This window comes from Fusobacterium sp. (assembly GCF_030528405.1).
In the GTDB taxonomy this organism is placed as follows: Bacteria; Fusobacteriota; Fusobacteriia; order Fusobacteriales; family Fusobacteriaceae; genus Fusobacterium.
The window spans coordinates 1-23,609 of the sequence record NZ_JAUMYY010000012.1 but is presented as its reverse complement, the minus strand read 5'-3'; the positions used below and the strand labels follow the sequence as shown (position 1 = coordinate 23,609).

Genomic DNA, 23,609 nt, shown 5'->3' with positions numbered 1-23,609 from the left:
TATGATAATAGTTTTTTATATAATTATAGCCTTTATAATTTTTGTTTTCTTTTCATTTCTTTATATGAAAAAAACAATCAGCCAATATATGAACGAAGAATTAAAAATCATAACAGGTCTGAAAAATAGAGAAAAAATTGATAATATTCCAGAAAATATTAAGGCTGAATATGAAGAAACTTTAGAAGAAATAGTTAGACAAGAAAATGATTTAAAAACTTCTATTGAAGAATTAAAGGAGTATAGAGATGAATTGGATATAACATACAACACTTTAGTTTTAAAATCTTCTCAATTAGAATATACAAATCAAATTCTTGAATTAAGGGTAAAAAATCTCTCAGATCTTAATCAAATTTCAAGAAATGTATCTTCAATGTTTGATCTAAATAAAATTATAGATACTATAACTGATGCCTTTTTTATACTGACTCCTACTAAAAGAATGGCAATATATCTTTGGAATGAAGGGAAACTTATAAATAAAAAGATAAAAGGAGTTATAGATTATACCAAAGATGTAGAATATCCTTTAGAATCCTTTCATAAATTTACAAGAGAAGATTTTAATAAGATATATTATGATTTAGCAAGAAAAATGACTGTTTTAAATGATGAAAAAATAACAATTTCTCATTTAAAAGTAAAGACAAAGGAAATTGGAGTAATATTCACTATTCAAGATAAAAATAAATTAATTGAAATTAATAAAGAAATGATCTCTGCTCTTACTATTCAGGCATCAATAGCAATTGACAATGCCAATAATCATGCTGAACTTCTAATTAAAGAAAGAATTTCACAAGAATTAGACTTAGCTGCAAACATTCAAAAGCAAATCCTTCCTGCAAATATAGATGGTGTTAAAAATATTGAAATTGCAACTTATTTTGCCCCTGCAAAAGAAATAGGTGGAGATTATTATGATTATTCTATCAAAGATAATATTTTTTCAGTGAGTATAGCTGATGTAAGTGGAAAAGGTGTACCTGCAGCTTTTTTGATGGCATTATCTCGCTCTATGTTGAAAACAATAAAGCATATATCTAGTTTCAGTCCCGCTGAAGAATTAAATCTTTTTAATAAGATTATATATAAAGACATCACTGAAGACATGTTTATAACTATAATGAATGGAAAATATAATATGGAGACTTCAACATTAACTTATTCAAGTGCTGGTCATAATCCTTTAGTAGTATATAGAAAGGCGTCTGATACAATCGAACTCTGTGGTACAAAAGGTGTCGCAATAGGTTTTATGAATGATTATGCATATAGGGATAAAAAACTTATTTTAAAGAAAGGTGATATAGTAGTATTTTATACAGATGGAATTATTGAAGCCGAAGATGAAAGAAAAAATATGTTTGGAATGGAAAAATTAGTAGCAACAGTTTATGAAAATTCTAGCCTTAGTGCTGAAGATTTAAAAGAAAAAATCTTAAGTGAAATTCTAAAATTTAGAAAAGAGCATGAGCAAGTTGATGACATAACTTTTGTAATATTAAAATGTAAAAATTAATGAGGAGGAATATGAGTAACAAAGTTTCTATAGGCGGACAAGCTGTCATAGAAGGAGTGATGATGAGAGGAACTGAGTGCTTAGCCACGGCGGTCAGAAAACCTTCTGGAAAGATTGTCTATAAAAAAACAAAAATAATAGGAAAAGATAACAAATTTTTTAAAAAGCCTTTTATTAGAGGTATTGTTATGCTCTTTGAATCTCTTGTTTTGGGTGTGAAAGAATTAACCTTTTCTGCAAATCAAGCTGGTGAAGAAGAAGAAAGCTTATCTGATAGACAAGCTGTTTTGACTACAATTTTCTCTTTGAGTTTAGGAATAGGGCTCTTTATAGTTCTACCCTCTATTATTGGCGGATTTTTCTTTGCAGATAGCAAAATTAAAGCAAATTTAACTGAAGCTATTGTAAGACTTAGTTTATTTATTGGTTATATATGGCTCATATCATTTTCAAAAGATGTAAAAAGAGTTTTTGAATATCATGGTGCAGAACATAAGTCTATCTATGCTTATGAAAATGATATGGAGTTAACTCCTGAAAATGCTAAAAAATTCACTACTTTACATCCTAGATGTGGTACTAGCTTTTTATTTATTGTAATGTTTATTGCTATAATTGTTTTTTCTGTTATAGACTTTATTCTTCCTATACCTAGTAATTTATTTTATAAATTTTTAATAAAAGTTATTTTAAGAATACTTCTTATGCCACTTATTGCAAGTTTATCTTATGAATTACAGAGATATAGCAGTAAACACTTAGATAATCCACTTATAAAATTGATATCGTTACCTGGTTTAGCATTACAAAGAATAACTACAAAAGAACCTGATATGGAAGAACTTGAAGTTGCAATAGTAGCAATTAAAGCATCATTAGGGCAAGAAGTTACAAATGCTGAAGAAGTTTTTGAATAAAAGAGGAGAGTAGAAAAATGAGATTAAAAAATGAAATAGAATATGTTTTTAGAATACTTAATTATCTTTCATTACAAGATAAAAATAGAATAGTTACTTCAAACGAAATAGCTGAGAAAGAAAATATACCTCATCTATTTAGTATAAGAGTTCTTAAAAAAATGGAAAAAAAGGGTTTATTAAAAATTTATAAAGGCGCTGCTGGTGGTTATAAATTAAATAAAAAACCTGAAGATATTACTTTAAAAGATGCCGTTGAAGCTATAGAATCTGAAATAATTATTAAGGATAAAAGTTGTGTAGTTGGGCAAACAAGTTGCTCAGTTATATTTAATGTCTTAGAGAAAGTTGAGAATAATTTTTTAAATAACTTACAAAAGTTTAATTTTAAAGATCTAACATCACAGGATAAAGATATAATGGAAATTAATTTTCAAGATAAGATATAAGTATTTTTATTATAATATAAATAAATTTTAAATGACACCTATAAAACTTAGGTGTTATTTTTGTTTTCAATTTAAATAAAAAAATTTAAAAATAATAAGTATTTAAAAAAGAATTAATTTTATTTTTATAAAATTTATTAGATTATAAAATATTTTTAAGTTTTGCAAAAAAATTATTTTTATAATTTAAATAAAAATGTTATACTAAAATAACATAAAAATAAATTTAGGAGGTATAAAGTGAAAAAAATATTGAAATTAACTTTATTTTTCTTACTTAGTTTAGTATTACTGGTAGCATGTGGAAAAAAAGAAGATAAAACTGAAGCTGTAAATGATAAAGCTATAGTAATAGGTCAAACATTTGTTGTTGGTGCTATAGAACCAACTGTGGGAGGAACTCCTTGGTCTTTAACTACTCATGGACTTAGTGAAACTGTTTTTTCTTTAAATAGAGAAGGGAAATTAGTTTCAAGATATATTGATGATGTTAAAAGAATAGATGCATTAACTTGGGAATTAACTTTAAAAAAAGATATTAAATTTTCTGATGGAAGCATTGTAGATGCTGAAGCACTTGTTTGGTCCATGAATACAATTATGGAAAAAAATCCTTTATCTAATGCTACCGCTGGAAAAGTATTTTTTGAAAAAACTGGAGATTATACTATTAAAGTCATTGTTGAAAGAGAAACACAAAATTTAAAAGCTCTTTTAACTGAATGGACAAATATAATATTTAAAGAGACAAAAGATGGGTATATTTTTACTGGTCCTTTTATAATTAAAAGATTTGAACCTAATGTTTCATTAGAACTTATACCTAATCCTTATTATGAAAATGCAGATAAAAGAGGAGAAGTTGTAGTAAAAGCATTGAAAGATCTTTCTTCTTTAAAACTTGCTTTTGAATCTTCAGAGCTTGATATGGCTTTTGGAATAACTCCAGAAATAGCTGATGAGTTAAAAACAAATGGAAAGATAATTGAAACTATTGATGCTGGTTATCAATATTTTGGAATATTTAACACAAAGTCTGAAATTTTATCTGATACAGCTGTTAGAGAAGCAATAAATTTAGGACTTGATAGAAATGATTATATTAAAGTTTTAAAAGGTGGAAGAATAGCTAATGGTTTATTTGCACAATATTTTTCTTTTGCTGGCGGAATTGACTTAGAATTTAATTTAGAAAAGGCAAATAAAATTCTAGATGATGCAGGTTGGCTTTTAAATAATTCTGGAATAAGAGAGAAAGATGGAAAAGAATTAAAAATTAATTTGATGACTTATAATAGTAGACCTGATTTAAAGACTATAATGCAAGTTATGCTTGCACAATTAAAAAAATTAGGAATAGAAGCTTCTACTGTAATAGTTGATAACATTGATGCTGAAGCTAGAAAAGCTGAATTTGATTTAATTTTATATGCACAACATTCTGCTCCTACTGGAGATCCTGCATACTTTTTAAATCAATTTTTTAGAACAGCTGGATCTAAAAATCTGATGAATTATTCTTCTAATAATGTTGATGAGTTACTTGATAAATTAGGAAAATTAAACTTCAGTGATGAATCTATTAAAGTAGCAAAAGAAATTCAAGCTGAAATATACAAGGACTTACCAGTTTTATTCTTAGTTGACCCTGAATGGAATGTAGCCTTATCTGAAAGATTAAAAAATTATAAACCTTACTCAGGAGATTATTATATAATTAATTCTGAATTATATAAATAATATTATTTAAGAAATCTAGTAAACCTAAAAGAGGTTGTTGCATTTTTATAATTTAAATTTGCAACAACCTCTTTTAAAAATAAAGAATTTGGAGGTAGAAAATTGAAATATATTTTGAAATGGCTATTTTTATTTTTAGGAATAACTTTATTAATTTTTTCTATTGTTAGAATAATGCCATTTAGTCCTGTTGAAATGCTTTTACAACAATATAATCTACCTTTTACCGAAGAAAATAAAAAAATGTTAATTGAACAATTCGGATTAAATGTAAATATTTTTACACAATATATAAAATGGCTAATAAATTTTTTAAAAGGAGATTTTGGGCAATCTTTTCTTACAAAAATGCCTATAAGAGATGAAATGTTAAGAAAATTACCTTATTCCTTTTTTATAGGATTTTCCTCTCTTCTGCTTGCAATAGTATTATCTTTTATCTTAGGATATCTATCTGCAATAAAAGAAAATTCTTTATTTGATATATTTACTAGAGGGCTTTCAATTTTTAATTTGACCATTCCTTCTTTTTTATGGGCTATTTTAATAATTTACTACTTCGGTGTTAAAATAAAAGCAATAAAATTCTTTACTGATGGAAGTTTTTGGGGAATAGTATTTTCGATTTTAATTTTAACTCTTTATCAATTGGGCTCTTTATCAAGAATTGTTAGACAAGCTTTTGTTCGCTTAAAAGAAGAGAGTTATGTGAAGTTTTATGTTTTAAGAGGATTTAAAATGGAATATATCTTATTAAGACATTGTTATAAGCCTGTTTTATACTCACTTTTTTCAGCAAGTATTTCAAGATTCTCTTCTGTTATAGGTGGAAGCACTGTCTTAGAATTTGCTTTTGCAATTCCAGGAATAAGCTACTTCCTTATAAATAGTATAATTGCTAGAGATTACAATGTAATTCAAGCTTATATTTTATTTGTATTTATATGGATGTTTCTAGTTCATTTATTTTTTGATTTTTGTTTAATTTTTTTGAAGGAGAAAAGGTAAAAATGAAAAAAATTTTTAATTTATCAAAAATTATAATCCTTTTAAATTTATTTTTAATATTAATACTGTTTTTTCTTTCTAAAAAATTAAACACAGATATTAATTTAGATAAAATTTTTATGCCCATTTCTTCTGAGAATTTATTAGGGACTGATGATTTAGGTAGAGATATTTTATCACTTTTGATAGTGGGGGCTATAAAAACTTTGAAGGTTGTTCTTATATCTGTATCTATTTCCTTTTTTATCGGAAGTTTTTTAGGAATGACTTCTGGATATTTTGAGAATAATTTAAGTATATTTATAAAATCTCTAGTAGATTTAATGATGATAGTCCCTTCTTTAATCTCTGCTATAATAATAAGTTCAATTTTTGGAATAAATCCTATTACAGCTGGTATGACCTTAGGTATATTTGGTATAGGTTCATATATGAACCAAGCTGAAGCGTTGACCAAAAGAGAAAAAAATAAGGAGTATATAGAAGCATCAATAATATTAGGAGTCCCTCAACCTATTATCTTATACAAAAATATTTTCTTCAATATTTTACCTCAACTCTTAATCAATCTAGGAAACACTGCAAGCTCGGTTATTTTACAATATTCTGCATTAAGTTTTATAGGGTTGGGTGCTGATTATACAAAGCCTGATTGGGGAACTATGCTTTACCAATATAGAATTTATCTAATTAAAAAGCCTTTTTTGATTATATTTCCAAGTTTAGCAATTTTTTGGGTATCTCTTTCTTTTAATTTATTATTTGATAAGGAGAAAGTTTATGAATAATTTATTAGAAATAGAAAATTTAGAAATCATATCAAAGAAAGAGAATATTAAAATTTTAAAAGATATAAATCTTATTTTAAAAAAAGGTGAATTTTTAGGAATTGTAGGAGAATCAGGAGCTGGAAAAACAACTCTTATAAATACTATAACTGCCTTTTTAAATGAAAAAAATTTTTTATTGTCAGGAAAAATTAAATATTTTAATAACTTTTTTATTTTAAACAACGAAAAAATTATAAAATATAATGAAAAAAGAGAGTTTTGTAAAAAACATATAGGAATTATCCCTCAAGATTCTATTAATTCTTTAAATCCCTATGAAAAAATAAAAAATCAAATAATAGAAACATATATTTTGCATAATAATATTAAAGACAAAAACAAAATAATAAGCATAACAAAAAAAATACTTAAAGAAATGGGATTTGAGAATATTGATATAATTTTAAACAGTTATCCCAGTCAACTTTCAGGTGGACAAAGACAAAGAATTACTATTGCTTTATCCCTATGTGCGAATATAAACCTATTATTAGCTGATGAACCTACTACTTCTTTAGATGCTATAAATCAATATAAATTTGTGAATTTTTTAAAAAAAATATGTTTGGAAAAGAATTTAACTCTCATCTATATATCCCATGATATTAGATTACTTTCTCAAATATGTAATAGAATTATAGTTATGAAAAATGGCGAAATAGTTGAAGATGCTTCTTCATATGATATATTTAATTATCCAAAGCATGAGTATACTAAGTTGCTCATTGAAAGTGTGGTGTTATAACATGAGTGCAAATATTTTAAAATTAGAAAATATTACAAAAATATATGACAGTGGTATTGGTGTAAAAAATATAAATTTAGAAATAAAAGAGGGTGAAGTTTTAGCTCTTGTCGGAGAATCTGGAAGTGGAAAATCTACTATTGCAAGATTAATAGTGGGACTGTTAAAAAAAGATAAGGGTGAAGTATTCTTTAAAAACATAAATATTTCTGATAGTAAAAAAAATTTTAAACATAAAATACAAATGATATTCCAAAGTCCTTATAGTAGCTTAAACCCCAGATATAAAGTTAGAGAAATAATTTCTGAAGGCATAAAATATCAAAAAATTTTACCAAAAGGACAAAAGTTGGATGATTATTTAATCTCACTCCTGACTGAAGTAGGATTAAATGAAAATATTCTTGAGCGTTATCCTTCTGAGCTTTCAGGCGGACAAAGGCAAAGAATAGGAATTGCTAGAGCATTAGCTGTTAAGCCTGAGATAATAATAGCTGATGAATGTCTTTCTGCCCTAGATACTCTAACACAAAAACAAATATTAGAACTTCTAAAAAAAATAAGAGAAGAAAGAAAATTGACTTGTATTTTTATATCTCACGACTTATCTTTTGTAAAAAAAATATCTGATAGAGTTGTTGTCTTAAAAGATGGAGAGATAGTAGAAATATCTTCAAAAGAAGAAATTTTTAAAGAGCAAAAACACGAATACACTAGAGAACTTTTTAAATATATATTAGATTTAAAATTAAAAAATTTTTAAGATAAAGAAATTCTTTATAAGTCCCAAAAATTAAATTTTATTTCAGTTTCATTGTAATTCACTTTTTCATAGTATACTTTATATAATTTGCTACTATATTTAAAGGATTTTAACTTACTCAAATATTGATCTAATATAGATTTTTCATAAGCAGCTATCATAAAAAAAGAACAATTATAGCCTGCATTTTGTATAAACTTAATATTTTCTAAAAATTGTTTAGAATTATAATCTCCCTCAATTTTTAAAAATAAAAAATCAAATTTTTTACCTTTTTCAACTAGTTCTGGATAGCCAAAAAAACTTATTATTTTTCTCAATTTATAAAATAATAAAAATTTCCCCTTGTATTCTTTTACTGTAAAGATTTTATTAGATTTCTTTTTTAATATTATTTGAATATCTCCCCGATTTATAAGTAATTCATCTTCGACTTCTAAATTTCTTATATTTTTATTTTTTATACTATAAAAATTTATATTTTTATAGAATTCATAAGTTGGCATAGATTTTCTTTTTTTTATCAAAATATTTTGAGCAATTTTATTATCACTTAAAATACTTGTAATAATAGTAAAAATTCCTTTTTTTTCTATTTCTGTTATGAGTATTTTATATGCTTTGGAAAAATTAATTTTATTTCTATAGTCTTTTCTTATCCTAAATGAATTAAGATAAGCAAGCTTATTGGAAAGTATGGTACAAGCTCCTACACCTACAATTTCCTCATTTAATTTATCTAAGCCTACTACAATAATAACTTCTCCAATACCATCTTTTTTCAAAGATTCAAAAAGATTAGGATTTTTTATATATTTTAATACTAAAAAACCTTCCATATCCTCTTCATTTAAAATATCTGAAATTTTATTTGAATATTCTGAATTTTTTATAATTTTAAATTCTATATTTTTCATAAATCTCCAATCTAAAGTAATTTAAAAAATTTTTATTTAGGCAGCTCATCTAAATTTTCAGCATAAGGGAGATCGTATTTCTCAAATACTTCATTTTTTAAATTAAAATTTTGTGAAAAGAATATTATAAACATTCCTAAATCAAAATTCCTTTTTAATTGTATAAAAGCTCTTTTTATTATAGATGGCCATTCAAAAAATTTTTTTCTTGCATATGCACATTTCTTTGAAAGTTCATCTGGACTTTGATCTTTAGGTAAAAAAGCTATTCTACCATAAGGATAATTTGAATCCAGCCACCACTTTTCACATAAAAGTCTCTTTTCTTCTTTTAATTTACTATAGATTCCTGTTTTAGGAAAAGGGACTAGGTGATTAAAAGCTGCAAAGTAAAAAGCATGTTTTTTTGCAAATTTTATAGTTTCATCAAAAACAGCTTGACTATCATTCCCGAAACCAAAAACAAATGTTGCATATATTCCAATTCCATAACTATGAATTTTTTCTGTTAATTCATTTATTTCTCCGACTGTACTTCTCCATCCCTTACCCATATCTTTTAAAATATTAGGATTCATAGATTCATATCCTATCAATATCATTTTACATCCACTTTTTTTCATCCAATAAAGTAGCTCTTCATTTTTTGCCATTGTTATAGCTCCTTGACTTACCCATTTTATTTTTAAGGGAACAATGGCTTTACAAATTTTTATAGCATATTCATGATCAGCTACAAAGTTATCATCTATAAAAAATACATATTTTTTTCCTGAGTTCTTGATATCTTGAACTACTTCTTCAACAGGTCTACGAAAATATTTTTTTTGATAATAGGAATGTATAGCACAAAATTCACAACTAAAAATACAGCCTCTGCCTGTTTCTACTAATGCTAAGGCAGAATACTTTTTATCTTTATAAATACTTCTATCTGGCATCGCAAAAAATGTATGTTTTCCATGATAAATTTCTTTTAACTTATTTTCCTTTAAGTCTTCTAGCATTTTATGCCAAACACTTTCCGCATTTCCAACAATAATAGAATCAAAATTTTGCGAGCACTCTTCTGTTTCAACTGTTGGATGATACCCTCCTGCTAAAACTTTTATACCTCTTTCTCTAAATTTTTTTGATATATCATAAGCTCTTTTAGCAGTATAAGTTTCAACTGAAATTACAACCAAATCAGTTTCTTCCTGATAATTTATAAATTGATTTCTATCATCATAAAAATTTGTTTCAATTTCATTTGGAGTTAGGGATTTTAGAACTGCTATCATAAGTGGTTCCATATTTTTCCATGTCTTTATATATTTTTCTCCCTTTTTCTTCCCTATAGCTGGTAAAATAAATGTAATTTTCAAATTTTCCTCCTACTTTGAAAACATTAAAAATATATTTTTTCGTATTTTAAAAATTTGCGTGCATGTTGTCTAAAGAAAACTTCAGCAATTAACTTGATGCCTTTATTTTTTGAATTTTTTACTCTTTTTAAAATTCTTTTAAAAGTAAAAGATTCAATCCAAAGCTTATAAAACTCCTGTTGTAAAGTTTCATAGGACATATTTTTAGGTTTAAATACAACTGTTTCAGTATCATAATAATACCAATCTTTTGTAAGTAGTCTTTTTTCCTTTTCTAGTTGTTCATAAAAAGGGGTTCCTGGATATGGAGTTAAAACACTATATCTAGGTATGTCTACCCCTATATCCTCAACAATATCTGGTATTCTTCTAATGGATTCAACAGTATCTGTATCCATACCTATCATTATCGTAGCAAGTATTGATATACCATAACTCTGTATTGTCTTAACTAATCTTTTATATTCTTTAACTTTATTGAAAGCTTTGTTCACATCATTTAGATTTTCTTGTACAAAACTTTCTAAACCTATTACTAATCCAATACACCCTGATTCCTTCATCAAAGATAAAAACTCTTTATCATTACCCACATTTATTGTCGCAGAGGCAGACCACTTAATTTTTAATTTTTTTAATTCGCTTAATAGTTTTACACTATATTCTCTATCGGATAATATATTTGGATCGTAGAATATCCATTCCCTATACCTATTCCTTTTTATTTCTTCTATAATATAATCTATATTCCTTAAATCATTTTTTCCTCTAAACATTCTTGTAACTGAGCAGTATGTACACCTGTTATTACAACCATTATTAGCAACAATTGTACCGTAACTTAAAAAGTATCTTCTACTCTTTAATAGTTTTCTATTTAAAGGTTTATATTCATAATTTTCATTTACTGGTTCAAAGTATTCTCTCTTAGGATTTCCATTATATAAATCTTCCAAAAAATTTGGAAAAGCTATCTCTGCTGCTCCAACTATCACAGTGTCAAAAAACTCCAATGCCTCTTCTTTTAATGCAGTTGCATAATGACCTCCTATAAGCGTGTGTGCTCCCCTTTCCTTCCAAAATTTTCCAATTTCTTTTGCTCTTCTTGAAGCAGATATAACAGAAGAAATACATACTAAATCAAATTTTTCATTTTGATATTTATCGGAAGTAGCATCATATTTATCTGCTCCTTCATCTATCAAAAATATTTTAGCATCATACTTCTCCTTGTTAATTAAAGATTCTAATGTTATTAAAGTTATCTGTGCATAGTATTTTTTAAAATATGTAGGCTCAAATTTATATACATTATCTTTAGCTAATACTAACATTATTTTCATAGTCATATCCTTCATAGTAAAAATATATATTTTATAAAATTGGAATATCAGAGTTATCAGTCATTTTCTCATAATTAAAATCTTCTAATTTATCAGCATAATGTCTATATCCTAAATTGGTGTTCAATAGAATGGGTGCTATAATAGAAAATCTAGCAATTCTTTTAAATATAGAGCTAAATTTATATGTTTCTCGCCAGGCATATATTGCTCCATCTTGTAATTCTTTAGCAGTCATATTTTTAGGGTGAAATACACTGTGTTGAACATCGTACATAGCCCAATTTCTCTCAAATATTCTGCCTTCGTTCTCCAGCTCTTCATATAACTTTGTTTTGGGAAAAGGAGTCAATATTGAATATCTAGGTAAATCGACCTTCATTTTAATTACTTCCTCAACTGTTCTTTTAAAAACATCTTTATCATCTCCATCGGAACCAAAAGTAAATGTTCCATTTACTGCTATATCAAAAGAATGTAATTTTTTCATTAATAAATGATAATCTGCTAATAAATTTACACCTTTATTCATAGCTTTTAAAGATTCTTTTGTCATAGCTTCAAATCCAATCAATAGCCCCTTACAGCCACTGTCAGCCATTAATTTTATAAGTTCATCATCATGTACAAGATTAGAGGTTGCAAGTCCAAACCACCATTTTTTTAACGGTTTAAGTTCCGTAAATAATTTTTTTGCATATTCTCTATCTGCAATTAAATTTAAGTCAATAAACAATACTTCTTTTTTCTCAAATGTTTCTATTTCTCTTATTACTTCTAAAACAGGTCTTTTTAAAAAAGTTGGATAAAGTGCTTTTCCCACGCAAAAGCTACAATCAAGAGTACATCCCTTAGTCGCTTCTATACTATTTATTGAAACATATCTTTCTTTTTTTAATATATTTCTTTTAGGAAATTTTAAATTTTCTAAACTATTATTCTCTTGAACATAAAATTTTTTTAACTTATTTTGCTTCATATCTTCTACTACCTTCGTAAAAAGACTTTCGGATCTTCCAATTATAACACTATCACAGTAAATTATGGCTTCCTCAGGACAAAGTGTAGGATGTGGTCCTCCTAAAACAACTTTTTTACCCTTTTTCCTGAAATAATTTGCAAATCTATAGACTCTTTCTGCAGTTCCCGTGATTGAGGTCATAACAACAACATCAGCATCCAAATCCAAAGGGATTTTTTCAATCGTTTCATCAAAAATTTCCACTTCTACATCCTCAGGTGTATAAGCTGCAAGCGTTGTTAGGGTAAGTGGAGCATAGTGTAGAGCTTTTTTAAAAGTTCCGTTAAATCTATACATTGCTCCTGCTGGAGCTAAAAAAGCTATTTTCATCAGAAATAAATCCTCCCTTAAATTTTCTTTCCCAACCAAATCTATTATCTAAGATTTGAAATTTAATATCTCCTAATTTTTGTGTTTTTAATTTTTCTTTCATATATATTTTTAATGCATTTTTTTCTTCTATTAAAAAAATTCTAGCTCTTTCTAATTGTTTTAATTCTAAAGCATAATTATAGTGGTATGCCTCACATAAATATAAATTAATTTTATCTTCTAAAAGTTTCAATTTATCTCTTTCTATATTTTTATTTTTTAACTCTAGAAATAAAGTATAGAATATTATTTTCTTATTATTATAATTAGACTTCAAACTTGTTGGTGCAAATAAATTAAATTCTCTATCTATATTTAATTCTTTAAAAAGTTTTTCTAGTTGTTTTTCAACAAAAGAGGATTCTAATTTCTCACCAACTATATCTGAAAATTTATTATTTCTACCTATAAATTTTATAAGTGCTATACCCTCATAAAAATCTACAACCTCTATTACATCATTTGTATTATACCTATAAAGTCCAGCACTTGTAGTTACAATTACAATATATTGTTTCCCTAATTCTAACTCCTGTAAAAGTTTTATACTTTTCTCATTTTTATGAAAACTAGAACCTATTTCTATAAATTCATAAAAAAAGGAATTATAAGCTATTATACTACCCTTAGATATTTTTGTTAGAGGAAAGCTTAGTATACACTCTGTAGACATTAAGCCCTTACCCTGAAATTTTACTTGAGGAAATTTTTCTTTTAATTTAATAAAGAACTCAAAAGAGCTTGAATCCGTCCAACAACTTATTATTTTTAAATTTTTCCATATTTCTGAAAAATTTAAGTTGTTTTCTTTGGATAATAAATTTATTTTTAGAAACTCTACTCTCTCTTTACTCCAATTTTTTTTATATTTCTTTTTAATACTTTTGAAATAATTTTTATCTCCTATATTACTATCTTTAAATTTTACATCCTCTAAGTTTTTTTCTTCTAGTAACTTTAATATTTTTATTTTATTTTTAGCTATAAAATCAAATAAAATTAATAAAAAACTTGGACTCCATATAGAAATCATTGTAAGCTTTTTTGCTAAAAGTAAAAATACTGATGTTAATAATAAAAAATCTTCTATATTTTCAATATTTTTTATTTCCTTAGGTACTACAAAAATTTTATTGAGAATATAACTGGAAAATTTACTAAAATATGAGGTGTCGTCTTCTATTCCAACTTTTATATTGCCCTTTGTACTTCTTTCTCTCTTCAACATAGGAGAAAGCGACCAATATACGCTTCCTTTATACAGACCTTTATTATTTTCATATAAATCATAGAGCCAAACATAGACAGCAGAAGTATAAGTTTTTAAAAAACTGTCTGTATAAGGTATGTATTTAGTTGCTGTTGTACTACCACTAGTCAATTCAAAAAGCTTTATATCATCAACAAATAGTATATTTTTTTCCCCATTTTTAATTCTTTCAATAAAAATCTCTAAATCTATATAATCAACTATAGGGACTCTCTTTTGAAATTCTTTTAAAAAATCATCATCTTTTAAAATATCAGAAACAGAAAATTGCTCCAGATATTTAGTTTTTCTATTTTTCATTATTATATCAAATAAAATTTTTTTTTGAATTTTTTTGATATCTACAGTTGAATTGAAGAATTTTCTATGATATTTCTTACATAAAAATATAAATAATTTATTTAATAGTCTATATTTTATATTCAAAAGTCCTCCTATATAAATACTTTATAATTTTAAATTTTTAACTACTCTTTTTCCTAAATTAGTTAAGTTTTCATAAGAAAGTTCTGCTAAACAAACTAGTTCATCTCCTTCTTTATAATTAGGATTTTTAGAAATAAAAAATTGTATGTCTCTATTTAATTGCTGTTTAGAGTTTATACTTACAACATTCTCTTTTAAATAGTCATTACTACTATCATTTCTAATTACTCCACTCTTCATATCATACCTATTAGCATAGAGTTTTTGTCCATATAATTCTTTAATTTTCTTCTCTTTTTTACTTTCAATAACACCTAATTTAGGAGAATAGTTTTTAAAATAAGTTGGTAGATACATATATGTTTTTATTCCCTTGGAAATAAGAAACCAGTATGTCTTTATATTCAATAGATTATTTTTTTCACTTTCTTCTAAGCAAAATTTTATCCATTCTTTTTGAAAACTAATACTCCAAGAAAACCCCTTTTTAATTATTGTATCTCCTGAAAATAACCCTATTATAGTTTCATTTTCTTCTTCTAAACTTATTTTTATCTTTTTTAAAGTTGAAAAACCTATTAATTCTTCAGAAGAATAAACTAAAAAAATATTATCTTTAATATAGAGATCTTTTATAAACTTATCTATATTTATATTTTCATAATGATCTGTCATTAGAGTATACATTTTATTTATAATTTTTTTATCATTTTTTATTTCCTGAATAGATAAAATCTTACATTTACTAATCATAAAAATAAAACACTCTCCTTTTTTCAAACATCGTATAACAAAATAAGGAGAGTGTCAACTTATAAGTTTATTATTTAACTTTATCTATTTTCCATATATTATTTACATATTCAGAGCTTGCTCTGTCAGCAGAAAAAATACCTGATTTTGCTGTATTTATTAGGCTCATTTGTCCCCATTTAATTTTATCTTGATAAACTTGTGCTACTTCTTTTTGTTTATCTATATATGCTTTAAAATCTGCAAGACACATATAAGGGTCATGGTTGATCAAATAGTCAACTATATTATTAAAACTAGTTCCATTTCCATCAATTGTTCTCATAAAATCCAAAGTGTTCTTTATTTCTGGAATAAAATTATAATACTCATAAGGCTTATAACCTTCCATAGATAATTTTTTTACCTCTGGAGTACTTAAGCCAAAAATAAATATGTTTTCTTCACCAACAGCTCCATAAATTTCAACATTAGCTCCATCCATTGTCCCTAGTGTAAGAGCTCCATTTAGCATAAATTTCATATTTCCTGTTCCTGATGCTTCTTTTCCAGCCTGTGATATCTGCTCACTTATATTTGCAGCTGGAATTATCATTTCAGCAAGAGTAACTCTATAATCCTCTAAAAATATTACTTTTATATAGTTTCTAACCAAAGGATCTGCCTCTATCATATCGGACAAAGAGCAAATTAATTTGATTATATTCTTTGCCATAACATAGCCAGATGAAGCTTTTGCTCCAAAAATAAATGTTCTTGGTTGTGGTCTTAAGGCATTAAATTTTATCTCTCTATAAAGATAAATTATATGCAGTGCATTTAATAATTGCCTTTTATATTCATGTAATCTTTTAACCTGTATATCAAAAATTGAGTTAATATCTACATTTATTCCTATTGAATTCTTAATATATTTTGCCAGTTGAGATTTTTTAATATCTTTTATTTTATTAAGTTCCTCTATAACAGTTTTATCGTCTTTGAACTTCATAAGCTCTTCAATGGTTGATAAATCGTTTAAAAAATTAACTTTTAATAAATCTGTTAAATAGCTTGTCAACTCTGGGTTAGACTGACCTATCCATCTTCTATGTGCTATTCCATTTGTAACATTATTGAATCTTCCTGGAAATATATTATTAAAATCTCTAAAAGTATCCTTGACTAAGATATCAGAATGAAGCTTTGAAACTCCATTTACATTGTAACTAGAAATTATACATAAATTGGCCATTCTTATCATACCATGGTGAATGATTGCCATTGTTTCAATATCAGCTGCTGCACCTTTTTCATAACAATATTTACAAAATCTACTATTAATTTCTTTTATTATTGTATAAATTCTAGGTAAAATAGGTTCAAAAAGATTTATTGACCACTTTTCTAATGCTTCTGCCATTATAGTATGATTTGTATAAGCAAAAGTTTTGGTAGTTATCTCCCAAGCTGCCTCCCATGAGTAAGAATATTCATCCATTAAAATTCTCATAAGTTCTGGTATACACATTGCAGGGTGAGTATCATTTATATGAATAGCAACTTTATCTGCAAAGTTGTCTAAAGTTCCATGAACTTTAAAATGATTTTTCACTATTTGCTGTAATGAAGCACTTGTAAAGAAATATTGTTGCTTTATTCTAAGTGCTTTTCCATTATCATTATCATCTGCTGGATATAATAGTTTAGAAATAGAGGTTGCTATAGCATCAGCCTCCATAGATTTTGCATATTCCCCTCTTTCAAATAATTTCATATTAAAACTAGAATTTGCTTTTGCTTTCCAAAGTCTTAGCACATTTACTGAGTCTGTTTTATAACCTGAAATCATAAGATCATAAGGTTCTGCTATTATAGATGTATAATCTTGATATTTTATTTTTAAACCATTCTTTGTCCATGTTTCTGTTGTTTTTCCATAAAATTTAATTTCCACATCCTCGTCTTTTCTGTGAGTTAAACCATATGAGCCGTATTCCAACCAATTATCAGGATATTCTTGTTGCCATCCATTTTGAATGGCTTGTTTAAAAATTCCAAATTCATATAAAATTGAAAAACCTGTTACAGGATAATCCTGACTTGTCCAAGCATCCATATAACAAGAGGCTAATCTTCCTAATCCTCCATTTCCAAGACCAGGATCTGGTTCCATATTATAAATCTTATCTATACTCATTCCTTTTTCATATAATAGATCCTTTACTTCTTCTTCTAAACCTAAATTAAATAAATTATTTCTAAGTGTTCTCCCAACTAAAAATTCCATCGACATATAATAAGCCTGTTTTTGTTCACTATCTTTTAATTTTTTATTATATTCATATCTCATTTCAGATAATCTATCTCTAGTAACCATCATCAAAGTTTGATATAATTGCCTCTCATTAGCTTCTTCTATTGAATTTCCAAATCTTGTCTCAAGATATTTTTTTATGCTTTCTGTAAAACTACTCATTTAAATATTTTCCTCCTGCTTTTTTTATTTATCTGTTACTACTTCCTTATACATTTTTAAATATTGCTGAGCAGAATTCTTCCATTTTGAATTATAGCTCATAGCATTTTTTATTATTTTATTCCATGAAGCTTTATCATAATAGTAGACATTTAATGCCCTTCTTATTGCATATAACATATCATACGCATTAAAAGATTCAAATGTAAAGCCATTCCCTGTTTTTTCTTCTGTATTAAAAGGTTCAACTGTATCTCTTAAACCTCCAACTCTATTGACTATAGGAATAGTTCCATATCTCATAGCTATTAGTTGTGAAAGACCGCAAGGTTCAGATTTAGATGGCATTAAATATATATCTGAAGCTGCGTATATCTTAGAAGATATTTCATTTGAAAACATTATAAGAGCTCTTGCTCTATCGTGTCTCCAAAATTCAAATTCTTTTAGTCTATTTTCATAATAACTATCTCCAGTTCCTAGAATTATAAGTTGAGTCCCCATATTAAGAATTTGTTCTGCTACTTCTAGCACCAAATTTATCCCCTTTTGATCTGTTAATCTTGTTACCATACTTATTATAGGAATTTCCTGATTTATTTCAAGCCCAAGTTCTTCTTGTAGCTTTAATTTATTTTCTATTTTTTCTTTATAGTTTCTTTTAGAATAGTTATGATAAATATTTTTATCTTTTTCAGGATTAAATTGTTGATGATCTATTCCATTGACTATGCCTCTTAGCTTCCATTTCTCTATTTTTAAAATTCTATCCATACCAAATGAAAAATAAGTATCTAAAAGTTCTACTGCATAAGTTTCACTTACTGTGTTTACTCTATCTGCAAGTTGGATTCCACCTTTTAATAAATTTACATCATTGTCATATAATAAACTATTGTGATACTTCTTTTCAATTCCAAATAAACTCACTAGTAACTCTTTACTGAATCTTCCTTGAAATTCAATATTATGTATTGAAAGCACTGATTTCATTGCTGAATAAAATTCATATCTCTTATTTTTTAGTATGCTTAAATAAACTATTGATAAAGCTGTATGCCAATCATTAGCATTTATCAAATCTGGTTTAAAATTAATATAAGGTATTATTTCTATCGCTGCTTTTGAGAAAAAAGCAAATCTTTCAGCATCATCATACTCTCCATAAATTTTGGAACGATTAAAATATTGTTCATTATCAATAAAGTAATATTTTACTCCATTTAATTTTGCTTCAAATATGCCACAATAAAGATTTCTCCAACCCAATGTTATAAATATATTTTTTAAAAATTTTATTTTATATTTTTTTCTATCTATATTAGAATATAGTGGTAAAACTACTCTAGTATCAGTTTTTTCTCTATTTAAAGCCTTAGGGAGAGAACCAATCACATCTCCCAGTCCACCAGTTTTAATAAAAGGCGAACATTCAGCAGCTATAAATAAAATTTTCACTTCCATCACCCCACAGATAAAGTATGTTTTTAAATAACTTTATTTTTTGGTACTGTAAATTGACAATTTACATCTCCTTTAAGTATTTTATCTTCAGTTATCAGTGCTAATTTATCTGTTATAACATAATCTAATTTTGCACCAGATTTTACAACTGTTCCTGACATAAGTATAGAATTTTTAACTTCTGCCCCTTCTTCTACTATAACATCTCTTGATATAAGAGAGTTTTCAACTTTTCCATATATACGACATCCATCCGCAAACATAGAATTAATTATTTCTGACTTTGTACCATAAAATGTAGGTGCACTGTCTTTTACTCTTGTTAAAATTTCAGTATCTGAAAGAAAAATTTCTCTACTAATATCTTCATTTAATAGATCCATATTAAAATTATAGTAATTACTTAAGGTATCTATAACTGCAGTATAGCCTTTTATTTCATAAGCATATACATTTAGTTTATTATAATTTTTAGAAATATAATCCTTTACTAAATCTTCCCATCCATAAGAAGTACCCTTTAAAATTATATCTTTTAATATATCTTTATGCATTAAAATTATTTTTACCAATGTATTACATTCATAATCCGCTCCATATTGGTGATAAAGAGAAGAATAAACTCTATTTCTTTGATCTACAATCATTTCATTTTCTTCAGGCATAGGTTTTCTTTTTACATATGCAACTGTAAAATCAGCATTTGTATTTTCATGAAATTCTAGCATATCTTTAAAATCAATGTTACATATAATATTTGAATCAGTTAAAATACAATAGTCTTGAAGCATTGAATTTATATAAGGTAGGGCATTATTTAAAGCCTCAAACTTAGTTTTTGATAAACCTGTGTTAGATATAGCCAAAGGGGGTAATATTTTAAGACCGCTATTTTTTCTATTCAAATCCCAGTCTTTTCCCCAGCCCACATGATCCATCAGTGAGTTATAATTATTTGTAGTTAAAATCCCTATATTAGGAACATTTGCTCTCACTAAATTTGAAAGAATAAAATCAACTGTTCTATATCTACATGCTATTGGCAGGGAAGCAAGAGTTCTATTTTTTATAAAACCACCTATGCTATAGTTTCTAAAGCTGTCAGCAAACAATATACAAAACGCATTCATCTTTCCTACCTCCTATATTTCTTTTTTAATAATTTGATTTTCTTCTATTATATCTTTATGCCCTACAACTGTAATCATATCTTTTCCAAGCTCTATTTTTTCATGACCAACTATGGCACCACTTTTAATAAAAGCATCTTCAGCTATAATAGAATTATAAATTTTAACATTAGCACTTATATGAGCATTTTTCATCACTACACTGTTATAGATTTCAGCTCCTTCTTCAACATATACGCCTGATGAAATAACTGAGTCTATAACTGCTCCCTTTATAGAGCTACCTTCAGAAATCATAGAATTAGATAATTTTGCTTTCTTTCCTATATACTGTGGTATAGATTCATAGTGTCTACAATATATTCTCCAAAGAGGATCATAGATGTTAAGTCCTTCTACATTATGAAGTAAGTCCATATTTGCTTGCCATAAACTTTCTATTGTCCCAACGTCTTTCCAATATCCTTTAAACGGATAAGCAAATAATTTTTTCCCTTCTTTTAACATCATAGGAATTATATCTTTTCCAAAGTCGTAGCTAGTACCTTCCATCTCTTCACATTTTATAAGATATTTTTTTAATTCTCCCCACTTGAATATATATATTCCCATAGAAGCTTTTGTAGAAATAGGTTTTTTAGGTTTTTCTACAAATTCACTTATTGATAAATCATTATAAGTATTTAATATACCAAACCTTGAGGCTTCTTCAAGATTAACATCAATATATGCAATAGTAAGGTCTGCATCATTTTTTTTGTGAAATTTTAACATTTCATTATAATTCATTTTATAAATGTGATCTCCAGATAGAATTAAAACATATTCTGGTGAATATTGTTCAATATAATTTAAATTTTGATATATAGCATTGGATGTTCCCTTATACCAATCTCCACTTTCTCCACCTGTATAAGGTGGCAATATTGAAAGACCACCATACATTCTGTCCAAATCCCATGGAGAGCCATTACCCATATAGGAATTTAGTTCCAATGGCATAAATTGAGTTAATACTCCAACAGTTGAGATACTAGAATTAACACAATTTGAAAGTGGAAAATCTATAATCCTATATTTTCCACCAAAAGGTACAGCTGGTTTTGCCATATTTTTAGTTAAAATTTGAAGACGCGTTCCTTGACCACCAGCTAATAACATTGCAACAATTTCTTTTTTTAATCTCATACCAGTTTATCCCCTTTCTTTAATATACTAAAATATGAAAGCATTACTACGTAACTATTATTTTTTTATTAAATAAATTGTTGAAAATGCTGGAATATTAAGTTCTATATGAAAAGTAAAGCCATTCCAACTTTCTTCAATTGTACAAATATTTCTATTAATCAAGCCATTTCCTCCAAATTTTTTAGCATCAGTATTTAAAAGAATCTTATAATTTCCTCTTTTATTTACACCAATTTTGTATTTTTTTAGCTCTTGAGAAGAAAAATTACTTATAACAAGTAAGTCATTCCCTTTTTTATCATATCTACTAAAAGCAAAAACATTATTTTTTGTGTCATCCACTGTATTCCATTGAAAACCTTCCCAACAAAAATCATTTTCCCATAAACTTTCTGTTTTATAATAAATTTTATTCATTTCCTTTATGAATTTATTATGTAAATTATGATTAGGATAATCAAGAAGTAACCAATCAAGAGATTTTTCTTCATTCCATTCTATAAATTGTGCTATATCTATACCCATAAAAGTCAACTTCTTTCCTGGATGTGCATACATATACGCCAAAAAAGCTCTTAAACTCGGAAATTTTTTTTCATATTCAACTGTAGCCCTATTTAAAATAGATTTTTTCCCATGTACTACTTCATCATGTGAAAGAGGTAAAATATATTTTTCTGAAAAAGCATAAGTCATTGAGAAAGTCATATTATTATGTATACCCTTTCTAAAATAAGGATCTTGTGAATGATATTTCAAACTATCATTCATCCACCCCATATTCCATTTAAAATTAAAACCTAAGCCTCCTTCTTCTACAGGATGACTAACTTTAGGCCAAGCGGTAGATTCTTCTGCTATCATAAAAGCACCCTTATATGTTTTATTTATATAGCTATTTAATTTTTTTAAAAATTCTATAGCCTCTAAATTTTCACATCCACCATACTTATTTGCTTCCCATTCTCCATCTTTTCTATTATAGTTTAAATATATCATTGAAGAAACTGCATCAACTCTCAAAGCATCTACATGGTATTTTTCTATCCAATAACTTGCATTAGAAATTAGAAATGATAAAACTTCTTTTTTTCCATAGTCAAAAATTCTTGTTCCCCATTCTTTATGCTCCATTTTTTTTTCTGAAGAATATTCATATAAATATGAGCCATCAAATTCGCAAAGACCAGATTCATCTTTCGGAAAATGACCAGGAACCCAATCAAGTATTACTCCTATATTATTTTTATGACATTCATCAACAAAATACATAAAATCTTCTGGTAAGCCATATCTTGAGGTAGGAGCAAAATAACCAGTCACCTGATAACCCCAAGATTTATCAAATGGATATTCTGATATGGGTAAAACTTCTATATGAGTATAATTCATCTTTTTTACATAACTAATAAGTTCCTTTGCTAATTCTCTATAATTATAAAAATCTCCATTTTTTTTTCTTTTCCATGAACCCAAATGAACTTCATATATATTCATAGGTTTGTTATATGGAACTTCTCGATTTTTCATCCAGTTTTTATCATTCCACTTATATTTAGGGATATTATAAACTTTTGAAGAAGTTCCAGGTCTTGTTTCAAAGTGTTTAGCATAAGGATCTGATTTATAAAGTACTTTACCACTTTTAGTCACAATTACATACTTGTATGAATCGAATAATTTTACATTATTTATTTCACATTCATAAAGACCATTTTTATTTATTTTTTTTGCTTCATATTTATAGGCTTGCCAATTACAAAACTCTCCAGTTACATAAACCTTTTTAGCATTCGGGGCCCATACTCTAAAAGTACATTTATTCTTTTTTAAAAAAGAGCCTAAATAATCAAAAGCTTTATAGTTTGTTCCTTCATGAAAAAAGTATTCTGCCCATTCAGTTTTACTTCTTTTTTGCAT

General features: G+C 26.5%; 19 protein-coding genes. 8 read left to right on the top strand and 11 right to left on the bottom strand.

Annotation, left to right across the window (positions count from 1 at the left end; all coding sequences use genetic code 11):
* Window position 1 precedes the first annotated feature (1 nt).
* The 8 genes from Q4A58_RS03300 to Q4A58_RS03265 all read left to right on the top strand — a co-directional run bounded on the left by Q4A58_RS03300 (window position 2) and on the right by Q4A58_RS03265 (window position 7,977).
* Window positions 2-1,525, top strand: coding sequence for a PP2C family protein-serine/threonine phosphatase (locus tag Q4A58_RS03300; protein ID WP_303116554.1), 1,524 nt, complete (start codon window positions 2-4; stop codon window positions 1,523-1,525).
* An 11-nt stretch (window positions 1,526-1,536) separates the two neighbouring features.
* Window positions 1,537-2,442, top strand: coding sequence for a DUF1385 domain-containing protein (locus tag Q4A58_RS03295; RefSeq protein ID WP_303116553.1), 906 nt, complete (start codon window positions 1,537-1,539; stop codon window positions 2,440-2,442).
* Window positions 2,443-2,459: 17 nt separating this feature from the next.
* Window positions 2,460-2,891, top strand: coding sequence for an Rrf2 family transcriptional regulator (locus tag Q4A58_RS03290; protein WP_303116551.1), 432 nt, complete (start codon window positions 2,460-2,462; stop codon window positions 2,889-2,891).
* A gap of 240 nt (window positions 2,892-3,131) precedes the next feature.
* Window positions 3,132-4,631, top strand: a complete 1,500-nt coding sequence (locus Q4A58_RS03285) for an ABC transporter substrate-binding protein (protein ID WP_303116550.1) — start codon at window positions 3,132-3,134, stop codon at window positions 4,629-4,631.
* 102 nt (window positions 4,632-4,733) lie between these two features.
* Window positions 4,734-5,639, top strand: coding sequence for an ABC transporter permease (locus Q4A58_RS03280; RefSeq protein WP_303116549.1), 906 nt, complete (start codon window positions 4,734-4,736; stop codon window positions 5,637-5,639).
* A 2-nt stretch (window positions 5,640-5,641) separates the two neighbouring features.
* Complete coding sequence (locus tag Q4A58_RS03275) at window positions 5,642-6,427, top strand: ABC transporter permease (RefSeq protein WP_303116547.1); 786 nt, start codon at window positions 5,642-5,644, stop codon at window positions 6,425-6,427.
* A complete protein-coding gene (locus Q4A58_RS03270; protein WP_303116545.1) occupies window positions 6,420-7,214 on the top strand; it encodes an ABC transporter ATP-binding protein in 795 nt (264 codons plus the stop codon). Before Q4A58_RS03275 ends, Q4A58_RS03270 begins: the two co-directional genes overlap by 8 nt.
* 1 nt (window position 7,215) lies before the next feature.
* Window positions 7,216-7,977: an ABC transporter ATP-binding protein gene (locus tag Q4A58_RS03265; RefSeq protein WP_303116544.1), complete on the top strand. Its 762-nt coding sequence runs from the start codon at window positions 7,216-7,218 to the stop codon at window positions 7,975-7,977.
* A gap of 14 nt (window positions 7,978-7,991) precedes the next feature.
* Here the strand turns inward: Q4A58_RS03265 and Q4A58_RS03260 are convergent, their stop codons facing one another.
* From Q4A58_RS03260 to glgB, 11 genes are all read right to left on the bottom strand, one after another.
* Window positions 7,992-8,894 (bottom strand): GNAT family N-acetyltransferase, encoded by a 903-nt coding sequence (locus tag Q4A58_RS03260; protein ID WP_303116542.1) that lies wholly within the window; start codon window positions 8,892-8,894, stop codon window positions 7,992-7,994.
* Between the two features lie 32 nt (window positions 8,895-8,926).
* Window positions 8,927-10,261: a radical SAM protein gene (locus tag Q4A58_RS03255; RefSeq protein ID WP_303116541.1), complete on the bottom strand. Its 1,335-nt coding sequence runs from the start codon at window positions 10,259-10,261 to the stop codon at window positions 8,927-8,929.
* A gap of 23 nt (window positions 10,262-10,284) precedes the next feature.
* Entirely contained in the window at window positions 10,285-11,604 is a 1,320-nt protein-coding gene (locus Q4A58_RS03250; protein ID WP_303116540.1) for a radical SAM protein, read from the bottom strand.
* Between the two features lie 31 nt (window positions 11,605-11,635).
* The gene (locus Q4A58_RS03245) at window positions 11,636-12,955 is read right to left on the bottom strand and encodes a radical SAM protein (protein ID WP_303116539.1); all 1,320 of its coding nucleotides are present in this window, start codon (window positions 12,953-12,955) and stop codon (window positions 11,636-11,638) included.
* Complete coding sequence (locus Q4A58_RS03240; RefSeq protein ID WP_303116538.1) at window positions 12,915-14,693, bottom strand: GH3 auxin-responsive promoter family protein; 1,779 nt, start codon at window positions 14,691-14,693, stop codon at window positions 12,915-12,917. The genes Q4A58_RS03245 and Q4A58_RS03240 overlap by 41 nt, the downstream gene beginning before the upstream one ends.
* Before the next feature lie 21 nt (window positions 14,694-14,714).
* Window positions 14,715-15,446, bottom strand: a complete 732-nt coding sequence (locus Q4A58_RS03235; protein WP_303116537.1) for a hypothetical protein — start codon at window positions 15,444-15,446, stop codon at window positions 14,715-14,717.
* 70 nt (window positions 15,447-15,516) lie between these two features.
* Window positions 15,517-17,904, bottom strand: a complete 2,388-nt coding sequence (locus Q4A58_RS03230) for a glycogen/starch/alpha-glucan phosphorylase (protein WP_303116535.1) — start codon at window positions 17,902-17,904, stop codon at window positions 15,517-15,519.
* Between the two features lie 24 nt (window positions 17,905-17,928).
* Window positions 17,929-19,362, bottom strand: a complete 1,434-nt coding sequence (gene glgA / locus Q4A58_RS03225) for a glycogen synthase GlgA (RefSeq protein ID WP_303116534.1) — start codon at window positions 19,360-19,362, stop codon at window positions 17,929-17,931.
* Between the two features lie 29 nt (window positions 19,363-19,391).
* Entirely contained in the window at window positions 19,392-20,498 is a 1,107-nt protein-coding gene (gene glgD, locus Q4A58_RS03220; protein WP_303116532.1) for a glucose-1-phosphate adenylyltransferase subunit GlgD, read from the bottom strand.
* 12 nt (window positions 20,499-20,510) lie between these two features.
* Complete coding sequence (locus Q4A58_RS03215; protein WP_303116531.1) at window positions 20,511-21,686, bottom strand: glucose-1-phosphate adenylyltransferase; 1,176 nt, start codon at window positions 21,684-21,686, stop codon at window positions 20,511-20,513.
* A gap of 57 nt (window positions 21,687-21,743) precedes the next feature.
* A partial coding sequence (glgB, locus tag Q4A58_RS03210; protein ID WP_303116529.1) for a 1,4-alpha-glucan branching protein GlgB occupies window positions 21,744-23,609 on the bottom strand: 1,866 nt, incomplete at its 5' end.